Origin of the sequence: Petralouisia muris (assembly GCF_004793545.1) — a bacterium.
Lineage (GTDB): Bacteria > Bacillota > Clostridia > Lachnospirales > Lachnospiraceae > Petralouisia > Petralouisia muris.
The window spans coordinates 77,039-90,004 of record NZ_SRYA01000019.1 but is presented as its reverse complement, the minus strand read 5'-3'; the positions used below and the strand labels follow the sequence as shown (position 1 = coordinate 90,004).

Annotated in this window: 15 protein-coding genes; 3 read left to right on the top strand and 12 right to left on the bottom strand. The window is 40.9% G+C overall.

All coding sequences use genetic code 11. The annotated features are described in order from the left end of the window. Positions 1–148 precede the first annotated feature (148 nt). The 10 genes from E5329_RS11330 to E5329_RS11295 form a co-directional block, all read right to left on the bottom strand. On the bottom strand, positions 149–3,436 hold the full coding sequence (locus tag E5329_RS11330) for a DEAD/DEAH box helicase (RefSeq protein WP_135989647.1): 3,288 nt from the start codon (positions 3,434–3,436) through the stop codon (positions 149–151). After that, entirely contained in the window at positions 3,421–4,308 is an 888-nt protein-coding gene (locus E5329_RS11325) for a Hachiman antiphage defense system protein HamA (RefSeq protein WP_135989646.1), read from the bottom strand. Before E5329_RS11325 ends, E5329_RS11330 begins: the two co-directional genes overlap by 16 nt. A gap of 279 nt (positions 4,309–4,587) precedes the next feature. Beyond that, complete coding sequence (locus tag E5329_RS11320; RefSeq protein WP_135989644.1) at positions 4,588–5,187, bottom strand: hypothetical protein; 600 nt, start codon at positions 5,185–5,187, stop codon at positions 4,588–4,590. 183 nt (positions 5,188–5,370) lie between these two features. Then, a complete protein-coding gene (locus E5329_RS11315; RefSeq protein WP_135989642.1) occupies positions 5,371–5,817 on the bottom strand; it encodes a hypothetical protein in 447 nt (148 codons plus the stop codon). An 8-nt stretch (positions 5,818–5,825) separates the two neighbouring features. Beyond that, positions 5,826–5,972, bottom strand: a complete 147-nt coding sequence (locus E5329_RS29730) for a hypothetical protein (RefSeq protein WP_168356590.1) — start codon at positions 5,970–5,972, stop codon at positions 5,826–5,828. 25 nt (positions 5,973–5,997) lie between these two features. Further along, a complete protein-coding gene (locus tag E5329_RS11310) occupies positions 5,998–7,593 on the bottom strand; it encodes a hypothetical protein (RefSeq protein WP_135989641.1) in 1,596 nt (531 codons plus the stop codon). Between the two features lie 16 nt (positions 7,594–7,609). Beyond that, entirely contained in the window at positions 7,610–9,142 is a 1,533-nt protein-coding gene (locus tag E5329_RS11305; protein WP_135989640.1) for an AAA family ATPase, read from the bottom strand. A gap of 17 nt (positions 9,143–9,159) precedes the next feature. Beyond that, the gene (locus E5329_RS11300; RefSeq protein WP_135989639.1) at positions 9,160–9,813 is read right to left on the bottom strand and encodes a hypothetical protein; all 654 of its coding nucleotides are present in this window, start codon (positions 9,811–9,813) and stop codon (positions 9,160–9,162) included. Beyond that, positions 9,800–9,940, bottom strand: a complete 141-nt coding sequence (locus E5329_RS30630; RefSeq protein ID WP_275443203.1) for a hypothetical protein — start codon at positions 9,938–9,940, stop codon at positions 9,800–9,802. The genes E5329_RS11300 and E5329_RS30630 overlap by 14 nt, the downstream gene beginning before the upstream one ends. A 24-nt stretch (positions 9,941–9,964) precedes the next feature. Next, entirely contained in the window at positions 9,965–10,549 is a 585-nt protein-coding gene (locus E5329_RS11295; RefSeq protein WP_275443201.1) for a WYL domain-containing protein, read from the bottom strand. A gap of 188 nt (positions 10,550–10,737) precedes the next feature. Between E5329_RS11295 and E5329_RS11290 the strand changes: the two genes are divergently transcribed. After that, positions 10,738–11,022 (top strand): helix-turn-helix domain-containing protein, encoded by a 285-nt coding sequence (locus tag E5329_RS11290; protein WP_135989638.1) that lies wholly within the window; start codon positions 10,738–10,740, stop codon positions 11,020–11,022. Between the two features lie 92 nt (positions 11,023–11,114). Here E5329_RS11290 and E5329_RS11285 read toward each other — a convergent pair whose 3' ends face one another. Both E5329_RS11285 and E5329_RS30625 read right to left on the bottom strand, forming a co-directional pair. Then, a complete protein-coding gene (locus tag E5329_RS11285) occupies positions 11,115–11,342 on the bottom strand; it encodes a hypothetical protein (RefSeq protein WP_135989637.1) in 228 nt (75 codons plus the stop codon). A gap of 91 nt (positions 11,343–11,433) precedes the next feature. Continuing rightward, positions 11,434–11,565, bottom strand: a complete 132-nt coding sequence (locus E5329_RS30625; protein ID WP_275443200.1) for a hypothetical protein — start codon at positions 11,563–11,565, stop codon at positions 11,434–11,436. Between the two features lie 503 nt (positions 11,566–12,068). Between E5329_RS30625 and E5329_RS11280 the strand changes: the two genes are divergently transcribed. Further along, on the top strand, positions 12,069–12,335 hold the full coding sequence (locus E5329_RS11280; protein ID WP_135989636.1) for a hypothetical protein: 267 nt from the start codon (positions 12,069–12,071) through the stop codon (positions 12,333–12,335). Beyond that, on the top strand, positions 12,328–12,819 hold the full coding sequence (locus tag E5329_RS11275) for a hypothetical protein (protein ID WP_135989634.1): 492 nt from the start codon (positions 12,328–12,330) through the stop codon (positions 12,817–12,819). The genes E5329_RS11280 and E5329_RS11275 overlap by 8 nt, the downstream gene beginning before the upstream one ends. Positions 12,820–12,966 lie beyond the last annotated feature (147 nt).

The following is a 12,966-nucleotide window of genomic DNA, read 5'->3' as shown; positions in this document are numbered from 1 at the left end:
GTTCGGTAAACTCTTGTTCTTTTTCTCTCCTCAAAAATCGCAATTTCCTATAAAGCGAAAAAAGCAGGAGGTTTTTTCCTCCTGCCTGAATCAGCGGTTTCACTGTTATAATATGCAATTGAATTATGGGCGTTTATCAACCAACCACCTACTCCACTCTTTCTATCAGGATTTTAATCCTGTTTCCGCTGATTTCACAAATAGTGCATTCAAGCTGATAACCACTTTCTATGATATCATATATTTCTTCAGAACATTTCATCGGTACATACCCTAACGTATATTTTCTGTCATATGTCATGGCTTTTACTGCATACATATCATATTCATTCTCTTTATCCTGAACTAATTCCACATGCTTATTGTCTTCAAAATACTCTATGCCTATTTTGAAATAATCATAATATTTCAGACCCATGACGGGACATTTTATCGCCCTGCTTTTATCAAAATAGTGGGTCAGTTCTCTTTTTATAGAACGATATTTTGCAACCTGTTCCAGAATATACCTGTCAAATTTATCTCCAAAAGAATTCTGCAATTTCTCCTTTTGCACATTTACAACCCAATCCGTGATATCCGTTTCCTTATTTTCCTCTTCATATAAGGCATTTAAATCAATGGCAAGCTCACGTGATTTGATTCCGCTTTCACATAACAGCACAACATTTTCATCCAATGTCCCATACTTTACGCACCGAATTAGTAAGGAAATCATGCTGTATGCCTCCGAATTTTCATCCACATACACTAATAATGCACTTAATGCCCACGGAACAATATACTGAAACATCCTTCTTATGTACTTTGTGCATCTTTCCGTTGTTTCCTGCAAATCATTTTCTTCTCTGAAAATTTCTTCCCGGAAGGCTATATAGGAGCTGCCTTGAAGCCACATTTGAATCGCGGCATAATGATTTACTCGTTCGTCCTCTGGCAGAAATTCATTGCATTCCAATAATTCTAAATATATATGTTCTGGCAGCATGATCTGCATTTCATCCAGATCATTTACTTTCTCTGCCAACTCACACAAAGTTCTGTTTGTATCATAGGAAACCCCGGTTTTATTACATTTTTGCAAAAAAGAAAATGGAATTTCACGAGCCAAGCCATAATATTCGGACACATATCTGTCCATCATTTCTTCCACCTTAGATGAACGCTCTAAAAAAAATGAACTTTTATATTTCTCCTTAAACTCTTCTGCATCACAGTCCGGCATCATTTCATACAAAGAAAAAACAAATATTTGAATCCTCTCTATCATAGCCCAAAGGGATTTCTGTTCTTTGTCCAACTGGTCAAATCCCATCTGCTCTATCATTTCCAATTCATTTTCTTCACATTTATCAAATGAGCTCTCCAATACATTCGTGATTTTTTCACCATAATAGTATTCTAACAGCCGATCTTTCTCTTCCTTTTTGTATATATCTGGATACTTGATTAAAAAAATTTTTCCTTCCGTATCAACCAATGCCCTTCCAATCCTACCGGCAATATTCTTATAGTCGCCTAAATCCAAGCTTCTTTTCTTGTCAAAACTAAATACACTTCCAATCACTAATGTGCTCACAGGCAAATTCACTCCATCTGCCAATGTTGTGGTACATGCCAAAACTTTTATCACTTTTCCTTTATACGCGCTTTCAATAACGGCTCTGACATCCTCCGGTAAATCTGCATTATGGAAGGCAACGCCATACTCCAAAACATTTACAAGGGGATGGCTCTTTCCAAGCTGTCTGGCAATCGTCTGTCTTAAAGCCTGCAGCCTGACATCATGATATTTTTCCCTGTATTTTTCACATCTGGATATGAATCCTTTCATATCCCTTTTTGTATAAAAAAATACCAGAATGGTTTCTTCTTTCATCGTATTAACTGCTTTCCAGCATAAATCATACTTTGTATCCGATCTTTTGGCATCCTTACCGTTCGTTCTCTTTTTCCCATACGTTACTTTCTGAAAAACATTTTTCATTTCTGCACTCAGTTTATAAGCATATTTCACCCTTAAATGATATTCTTCATAAACGGTTTGCTGTTTTCCTATGCTATTTCCATACACTTTCACATTATTTTTGGGCAGATAAAACATGCCATAAATCTTTTTTGATGGAGTCCATTTATTATCATATACCGTTGCTTCTATATCTGCCAGACTTTCTCTTAACCCATCCACAATTGCCGACATCATGATTATTTTGTAATCGTATTTACTTTTGTTATAAATGAACCAGGCAATTAACGTCTCTTCTAACCAGCCGCGCTGGCCGTCTGATATTTTATGAAATTCATCAAATACGATGCATTGTAATTTTTCAAACAGCTCCGCCTGTTTTCTTGTTAATAAATCAAGTTTTTCCGGCGTCAAAATCAAAATCACAGGCTTATCAAACTGGAACTCTTCTTCAAATTCCAATTCCTTCTGTATCTGTATTCCAACTTTCCGAAACCGCCTGATAAATGAGTTCTCAATCTCATTGGTCAACGCAATGGTAGGAACAACATATATGGCAATCCCTTTCTTCCCGGACAGAAACCGATATAGAATCAGTTCAGATATCAATGTTTTGCCTGCGCTTGTAGGCAATGACAGAAAGAAAATATCTTTTTCTGTTTTTATTTTTTCCAACATGTCAAACAAAAAAGACTGGGATTTCCACAACTCATAAACATTATGCTCTTCTTTCTGAGTCAGCACATCGATATACTCTTTTATGCTTCTGTTTCGGCTTAATAAATTTCTAATTGAGCAGGAATCCATTTTCTCTGAAACAAGAAAAATCAGCCTGAACATGTAATAATGCTCTGAATCCGCTTCTTTTAATTCCATTAAAACTTCACTCAATCCATCCAAATCATCATGCTGTCCGTCCCGGTAAACCATGCTTTTGGAAAAAGCAATCACAGCATTCCGCAATTTATCGTCCGTCATCTTCTGTCTGGATATTATTTTAAATTCCCTCGCCAAAAACATTGCGTATAATTGCGTATAACCGGAATTCTTTTCTATGTCAGGGCACTTGTTCATTACAAGCCTGGCTAATATGATGCTGTTCGCTTGATTTTCCGCTAAAGAATAACATATGGAAGAAAATATTCCGTACTCTGCTGTTTCATCCTCTGGATACAATTCAGATTTACACAATACTTCAAAACAAAATGCCGCAATTTCAAATCCCTGCAGGCACACCTCATCTTCATACTGAAAATTTGTCAGCTTTGTCATAAGATAAAAAGCTATCTTATTGTATACTTCCAACTCTTTTGCGTAATTTCCATGGTTTGGAATATGAAATAAATCTCTCTCCAATATCTGCAGGTGAACCAACCCAAGCTGTTCTCTGATTGCTGCAATATCTTCCTTTTTTTCAAGCAGCCGCTTAATATTTGAATAGAGCCGCTCTGCGCCTACAACACGTTCCATATCCTATCCCTCATTCGTTCTATTACATCCTCAATATTGTATATCCCAATTAATTTAAATCTTCTGCACGCAGGAAAATCATCCACGATTTCTTCCAATTCCTCTTTTACTTTGCGAAACGCAAGCTTTCCAGCATTCTTTCCCTGATAATCATAATTAATCGCGCCTGCAACACGTTTCTTTTTATTTCCGCTCCCTGTAAGCCTATAAAAGATATCCAACATTTCTTCCAGAAAAGCCGAATATTCCGGTATGCTCTCATCATCACTTTCCAGGATACTCTGATAAATTTCACTGAAATTTTTATCTATCCTTCCTTGGAACGCCTGGATGATTTCCGGCAATCTTGTACTGTAACTGTTTCCGGTTGTTTTTACCTCTCCAATTATCATATAATAGCCATCCACATCTTTACGGATATCAATAAAATCAATTCCAGGCACTTTTGACGATTTCTTAGGGAATTTCGGTTCTATGTAAACCTTTTCGTCTTCAAAAATCTGCTCTCTTAATATGTAGTAAAAGCACTCGCCAAAATATCCTTTCACTGCATCATCATCAAATGATAATTTGAAATCTTTCGTCAACTTATACTTATCATCGCTGATAAAACCTGTATAAAATATATCCTGGAAAATTTTCTTTCTTCCGCTGTTCAATACGGAACTACCATTGACAGCATCTTCCATTTCCCTCAGCAGTTTAGCAGATGGGCATCTAAGCCTGCAGATAAATAGAGCGAACTCTTTGCAGAATTCATCTATCTCTGTATCGGATAAATCCTTCATGTTTATCTCAATTTTCCTGCAGCTATTGATTTCAGCATAATTTACGATGTCAAACCACCGGTTGATGTCTGGAAATTTCTTCACGCTTGCATCTCCCCACTCTTCTTAAATTCTACAATTTTCGGATACTTTACGTTTCCATTGTATCATGGATTGGAATTTCTTACCACAGCAATCACTGATTCAGATTGATAAATCATTGCCTGTTCCATTTCTGAATTATCACAGTTTGTGTAAGCATAAAGTTTGTGGCAGGGAAAACATTATTCCCTGCCACGTTTGGGCTCGCTTACAAACTGATTTAATTTTTGTGGGATTCCACAACTTTTACCTTATCCTCTATTTCTGGAAAATACAGCATTTTCAGAGTGGGTTTTCCAGAGATATGCGCATCTCCTGAATCTGCTTTTTCCATTTGGGGAGATTTGTTTCTACTATTTTGATATCTTCCGGTTCCAATCTGCCATGAGTATTTTTTTCCATGATGCAAAGCAACTGGGAAAGGTCATGGGCTATGCCTTCCTTCTGTCCGCCTGGAAGATTCTGGCAGAATGAGTCCAGCGCGGACGTTCTTTGCATTTCTTCTCCCTGTCCTGATTTCTGAGCATAATCCAGCAATTCCGCCACGTATTCATTGACATCTATGGAAGCATCTTTCCAGAAAATCTTAAGCAGCCTCATAATCTCTCTGATTCCCGCTCTTAATTCTTTGACATTTCCATCACATCTCTCAACAAAACTTTCAAACTGATCTCCAACTTCCGTAATCGGGTTTTTCAAATCCTTTATAAAAGAATCCCACAATATTTTTTTATGTTCTGCTGTTATCTTGGACCTCCAAGAGAAAGCACCAGTATCTATATGGTTTTTTAATATAGTACATTCATATTCCCTCACTTCACAAACGATCCAATCTCTTAAAGTGCATATTTCTTCTGCTTCATTCATTTCGTCTGTTGCCATTCTTTCATTCTCCTGTTTCTTAATACAGTTTTCATGCCAATCATTTCTCCGCAATCCAAAATCCGCCTGGCACTGTTCACTGTTTTTGCATAGTAATTTTATCCATCTTTCCTGAATTTTCCTGGGTATATCCGGCATTCCACTTCTCCCGGATATACCCTTTTCCACCAGATACACAGGCAATTATAATGATTCCATTTGCTTCAGGCATGACTTCATGGTCTGAATCTGCTCCTTCCAGTTCGGCACATTTTTTTCCAATGCTTCCATATCCTCTAACTGCAATTCCCTGCGCATATTTTTCTTTAAAATGCAGAGCAATTGCTCCCGTTGTTCGATTCTGTACAGGATGCCGCCTTTTTCTTCTTCCGAAAATTCCTTGTATAACCGGTTCAGGACAACGGTTTGATTTCTTTTCGGTTCTTTTCCCTGCATGGCATTTGCCCGCTCCATCAACCTTTCAACCTGTTCTTCCCGAATATCATATTCCCAATTTCCTGGAAAACTTTCTACCAGCTCCCGGATATATCTTTTCAATTCAATTTCATTTTCAACCTTCTGAAGAAATATTTCATACCAACTGCCCAGCTTTGTGCTGGGATCTTCCAGTCTCTGAATCAGCGACCCCATTTTCTGATTTATACTTTCCCTTCGTCAGTAAAAGCCTTAACCTTATCTAGGAGCATAAACATTTCCATCTTCATTCCCATCTTCAAATTAGCCATTATCGTTTCAATATCCTCATTCCCTTTTGCATATCCTATATCACCTTTGAAAAGTATCATATTTCATCCTCCTGTATTTCATTTATTACCAGAACAAAGAGCGTATTCCATCCACAATGCTTCCACCAAGTTCTTTTATGCCTTCCCAGGCCCTTTTCACAACTTCCCCGCCCTTTTCTGCAATCTTTTTTGCTCCATTGAACACTTTCTCTCCAACCGCGCTTCCGGCAGTATAACCCACAATGCCGCCAATCAGGCCTCCGGCAATCGGCCCCACAATGGGTATCCAGCCAAGGGCTGCAGCTCCAATTCCCGCCCCGGCTCCGGCACAGGCCAGGCCGGAAACCATGGCTGTGCTGGTTCTCCCCATGTGCTCCAGGCCTTCACTCATGGTCAAGTCCCCTTTCGCAACTTTCCAGAGGATTTTTACATTTTTCACAGCTACACAGGCAATCTTTGTAATGGTTCCCGGAGCCATTGGTTTTGGCAGGATAGAAAACACGCCTTTTTCCGATGCTACCGTCAGCGCGCCTCCCGCCGCTGCCTTGACGCCGGTATCCGCCCCTGTTCGTAAAGCTGCTTCCACCACTTCGTTCCCGTCAATTTCCTCTCCATTGAACACCTGTCCTGCCAAGCTGATTCCGGTAGTAAGCAATGCAGCCTGCATTCCGGCCACGCCGGCCTGTTTTCCAAGATTGATGGCCAATTCCCTGGTATTGTATACATTCCAGTCAGTTCTTGGAATTACACCCGATTCCTGTGCCTCTGCCTGCATCTGTTTTACTGTTTCTTTTGTCAGAGGGTCAGCTGTAATTCCCACTTCATCTGTACCACCGATATATGCTGTTACACTCTTATTCGGGAATGCCCTCTGCACCTCCTCCACCTGGTCCGCAGGTACCACCATACGCTGATTATTGTAATTTCCCCGTTTGAACAGCTCAATGGTGGACCGGGCGTCTTTGCCAAATTTAAACTGATACTGATGTACAATCTTCTCTGCCTCATTTTTCTTCCTGATTACCACATCAAAAGCGTTTTTTCCATATGCTTCTCCCTGTTTTGGTATTTCCGCATAGAGTTCAGATTTTTGTAATGTAGCTTTCACATTAAAGCTGTTTACCTGATGCTGCTCTGCAATAAAGCCATCCAGATTGATACATTCTTTGATTCCACCATCCATCCGCCGGACTGTCCTCATCATCTGGGTATTGGCTTTTTCCATGGCGGCATTAATCTGGTTCAGGTAATCCCCGTACTTATTGACTGCCACCCCTTTTGCCGCTTCCTCCATACGATCGGCAAACCACCTCTCTTTCGTCCTTCCATTTTCCATCTGTCTTGTCATATCCTGCAAATCCGCATCATATTCCCGGATGGAAGTGACAATTTCTTCTTTCATTTTCCGGGCTTCTTCCTGGGATTTTTCCGGAAGCTCTTTTTTGAGTTGGCATTCCAGCCATGCAAATTCTTCCTGCTCCTGTCCGCTTTCTTTGTATGCTGTCAGAAAGCGCTCCCAGATCTCCCGGACTTTGGCAGCCTCTTTTACCGTTAGCCCATCCACAGCAATTCCAGATTCTTCCAGTTCACCAACCACGGTTTTTACATCTGAACTGTCTTTCAACCTGCCAGCCACGGACTGCCCGCTTTCTTCCTCACAATATGTTTTTCTTTCTTCCATCCAATTTTCCTCCTGTTTATCTGCCGCTGGAAGCACATTTGAATTTCCGTTCCTTATACTCCTTCTCCAGTTTTTCAATATCATCCTTCATGACTTCATTGAGGGAATGGGTGGCTTCTATGGCCTCCAGTATATCCGAAGTAGAAATACATGGCCTGCCCTGTACAAAAGCATTTTCAATTCCATCTTTCACCACGCCCTCAATATCTGCTCCGCTGTATCCCTCCGTTTTGTTCACCAGCGTTTTGATGTCTATCCGTTCCAAATCTCCCGGCCTGCGTTTTCTGATATGAATTTCAAATATCTTTTCCCGCTCCCCCGGCGCAGGCAGCTTCACATAGAAAATTTCATCAAACCTGCCTTTTCGCATCAGCTCCGGGGGAAGCTTCATAATGTCATTGGCTGTGGCCACCACAAACACTGCGCTTTTTTTCTCCTGCATCCAGGTTAAGAACTGGCCGAACAGCCTTGTGGTAACTTCCGCGCCGCCTCCGGTTCCGCCGATTCCTGCAAATGCTTTTTCCAGCTCGTCCACCCACAGGACACAGGGGGAAATGGCTTCTGCCAGTGAAATGGCCTGGCGCAGGTTCGCCTCCGATTCCCCCACATATTTTCCCATCAGCCGCCCCATGTCCAGTTTCAGCAGCGGCACCTCAAACAGCTGGGCTGAGGCTTTGGCGTTCAGCGATTTTCCGCAGCCGGGAACCCCTGCAATCAGCACGCCTTTGGGAAGCTCCACGCCATAGCTTCTGGCTCCTGCCATATCCTTTAAAATAACGGCTTTCCTTCCCAGCCATTCCTTCAGGTTTTTCAGGCCGCCAATGTCCTCCATGCGCTCCGTGACCGGAATCATTTCCAGTATCCCGGCTTTTCGTATCATCTGCTGCTTCTGTTCCACGATAAGCTGTATAGTTTCCCGGTCAATTTTTCCTCTTGCGGAAACATCCAGAGCAAGAATCGTCTCAATTTCCAGTTTGGAAAGCCCTTTAAAGGCCACCACAATTTCATTCAGTAATTTTTCGTACAGGCTGCCCATGTTGCAGGCTTCCAGAAAATCACAGATAACTTCCCGTATGGCTTCCTCCTCCAGAAAATCTTCCTGTAAAAGCACCATGTATTTCTCCAATTCCCTTGGAACCCTGACAATGGGAGAAATAAAAATAAATGTGGTTTCCAGTTCCCCTCTCTCGATTTTCAAGCAGGCATTTTTCAGAAGGGCCACCAGCTTCGTCTCTTCCAGATAAGGATGGATGTCTTTGACAATCAATATTTTCCGATCTAATTCCCCATGGCATGCGCCGTCCCTGATTAAATCGTAAAGGCTTTTCTGGCCGCTTATTGTCTCATGGATGCTGACAGGCTTTCCCTGTTCCGTTTTTTTCCGGTTCACGCAGCCCTCCAGTTCATTCCATTCCCAGATTTTCCGGCTTCCGGTCACCTTCAGAATCATTTCGTCAATTTTATTGTCATCAAAACTGTCGATATAGATAATAGGCATCTGGGCATCAATATATTCCCGCAGCTTTGTTTCAAATTTTTCTTCTCTCACATGCCATTCCTTCCCATTCAGCGCAATGCCTGCTGCACTTTATCCAGATACAAATCCAACACGTCCAACAATCCGAAAAAGACATCTTCTACCCCTGTTTCCTGGGCAATCTTTCTCATCTCTTCTTCTGCAAACGCAACATCCCGCAATTTAATTTTCTTTTCCTTAAATTCTTCCCGGCTCTTGATTTCCAGCCAGATGGCTGGACGGTTGACGCCGATGCACTCTATGTTTTCCATCCATTCCGGTATCCGAAATTCTTTTCCAAAAAGATACACCCTGCCGCAGCCTGACTTTGCCAGCCGCTCCAATTCTTCCTGGCTGCCTGCAATATGCTCCATGTTCTGAAGCTGCTCTTCACTGACATATGGCTTTAGCTGCTCTTTCAATTCTGTCTGTTTCATGACTGCCTGCAAATCAATTTCACAGGATCCCTTCCATTGAACTCCCAAGGCCTCTGACAATTTCTGTCCAAAATCCGCCTCGCTGCCGTCCAGTTTCTGAACAGCTTCCCAAATATCATCGTAATAATTATTTTCCAGCCATCGTTCTAATTTTCCATTGGAAAAATATTCTGCCGCCAGCCCAGCGTCAAAATGCTCCCTAAGCTCTTCAATGCCCCTTGCTTCCGCCCCATCTTTCATCACCAATGGGAATTTAATCCTCTTCATTTATCTTTTCTCCTTTTCTCTTAAATTTCTTGTATAGTTCCTTCCCTTTCTGGTAGCTGTACTTCCTTGCAATCTCCTTTCCATATTTCTGGATGGCTATCTGGAAGGATTCTATTTCAACCAGCAAAAATGCAAAAAGCTCCTGGCCCTTCTAGTAGCCCAAAAGATAAAATTCCCCTCCCTGATATTCCACTGCAACTGGGTAAAACCGAATCCTTTTCTTTCCCTGGCTGTTTCCTTTCATCTTTAACCGGATGATGTTCCGCTCCAAAATGCATTCCAGCAAATCACCAAACAGTTTTAAAAAGGCTTCCTGCCCTTCTTTTTCCTCATACTGGCTGATTTCCTGCCGGATTAATTTCTCCACTGCATCTTTTTTCCTTTTCTCCGCTACAGACTGCAGGCTCCTTGCAAACCCTTCAAACTCATTTTTTTCCAATACCTGCCCGTTTTTGAGTATTTTAAGGATCAGCGCCAGTTCTGAGAAGGACAGTTCCCCGTTTTCGCAGCTGCCCGGCATCTGATATCTATTTCTGGATGGGATATAGTCGGCTCGCTGCCCGCTGTAATTTTCGCTTAAGAATATCCTGACTTTTTCTATATCCCTTTCAAATGTACGTTCAGAGATTCCATGTTCCATGCAGAAAGCCTCCTTATGGACTTCCCTTCCCCTGCGCATGGTGTCATACATTATCAAAATCCGGTTTACCTCATCCGTCCTATCTGCCTTTGCCATCCTACCAGACCTCCGTTACAGCTATACCATACTTTATGGGAACGACATATTATGACGCTCTGGAAAAATTTTTTGTTTTTTTGTATAAAAACCTTAAATTCTGTATATTGGTCTATTTTAACAATACTTTAGTATTTTGTTAATATATTCCAGATTCGATAAGCTGATAAAAAAGAAAGGAATCTCATATGTTTGGCGAAATAATAAAAAAAATACGGACTTCCCGCAATCTGAACCAGGTACAGATGGCAAATGAACTGAATGTTTCCAAGCAAACCGTTTCCAACTGGGAGAATAATAACATCCTCCCCTCCATTGAAATGCTGGTCAAAATCTCACGGTTCTTTTCTGTGAGTACAGACTATCTGCTGGAGTTGGATGACAGAAATTATATTGAGATCACCGGATTAACTGATACACAGCTGGCACATATACAGCAGATTATCTGTGATATTATTGATGGGAAGGACTGATTTCCTTTTTTGGATTTTGGATACTCCTTTCTATTAATCCTTCCACTTTCCAAAAAAGCGTTATTCTTCCACTCCCGTAGAAAATGAGACAGTCATTCCACCTCTGGCATGCTGTCCTGCAGAATTGCAAGTGCATACCGATACCCATCCATAAAAGCTGTGGTTCCTGTCCCGTCTATCAATTCTTCTATTTTCCGTCTCAGTTCCATACTGTTCTGCTCTGGAACAAGGGTGAGCAGTTTTTCTGTTTCATGACAAATTTCCACTTCATACTTCTGTTGATTCCATTGTCTCTTTTCATTTCGTTCTTCTTTTTGCATACTCCTGCCTCCTCCTGCTAAGCTGCCTAGACTTTTCTGTACCAGGCTATTTTATGCCCGTTACTATTTTTACTGTTGCTTTCTGTTAGTCTTATGATATTGTCCTTACTTCCGTAAAATCTGAATATCCTGCTGCAAGCTTGAAAACCTCTGTTCCCCATAAAACAGCAATTACACTGGTCGGAAAATGGAATTCAGGAATAATTCCATTATTCCATTTCATCCGAAAAGAACCTCCATGCCACCTGGCTGTGTATCACAGCTATAATATGTAATTCAAATATTGTTTCTTGGCATCTTCTTCCATCTGCCACAGTCATTTATTATTTTTTACATCTAATGGTAACATCCCATTGTTGCTGATGGTAACCGCTTACAATCTTTTGTGCGTACAAACTCCAAACGAAAAAATTCCAGAAGCCCAAAATACGGGATCCTGGGATACGCACAAAAGGCTGGTTACCTGCTGGAATGCTGCCTTCGCTATCAAATACAATAACCGCCACTCTTAGCTTTCTGCATGATTTACTTTCCATTATACTGTATCTATATATCTTATATCCTATATTCTATATATGGTTTGCATCTTTCATTTCCTAATATATATTCCGTTCTTTCTCCTCCGATTATATTTTCTTTATTCATATGTTTTCATCATCTATCAAAATTAAAAAATATATCATCTCTCACATAAATGTAACAAAAACCATAAAGGAGCAAATGAATATGAGCAAAAAAGAACGAATTTTTCTCCGTGTCACCTCAGACAAGAAAGAGCTCTGGGAACAGCGGGCGAAAAAACAAGGACTTACACTTACCGGACTAATAACATACCGCATGGACAACTGTGAAACCATACCGCCCAAAACCCACGAACAGAATGTTGTGGATTCCATGAAAGAAAATTATTTGATTAATACCTTCCTTCAAAGTCCTGATTTATCTGACAAAACAAAAAATATCATTGTAAAGGAGATGAAAAAATATGTCTGATCTACAGATTATAAATTTCGAGGGGAATTACGATAACGAAGACGCTTACAACCGGGTTTTAGGCTATATTGCACAGAAAAAATATATTGGAGGATTTGGTTTTTCCTGTATGCCAGAAATCTCCGTGGTTGAGTGGTTCCGGCTGAGTGAATTTTATTCCAACTATCCCTGTTCCAGAAAAATATGGCACTTTGCCATCACTTTCCAGAAAGAATGGGACAGTCGCAGCCTGATTTCTATGGCGGTATGGGTTTGCGGCATATTCCGGGAAAAATATCAGAGTTTGTGGGGCGTAGATTACAGCCAGGGAACTCCCCACCTGCATTTCGCCATAAACTCCTTCAGTTACCATCCTGATATTCCACCATTATCAGAAACGGAAATGCACAGATACCTGGAAGATTTACAGGGACGCTTGCAGCAGCTTTATCCAAACAAAACAATATCCTTAATATTTAAAGAAAAAGACGGCAGCTATGTTTGAGCAGTATGATGACATCCGCACCGTAAAAGAAGCCTCTGATACTTCCCATCTCTTATTTCTGTTGTACCTGCCTTGATAATATTTCCTTTGTACCGGCATTCCCTTTTCCCCCTGAAATTATTGTTGTTCTATAAAAGCACAAAATAC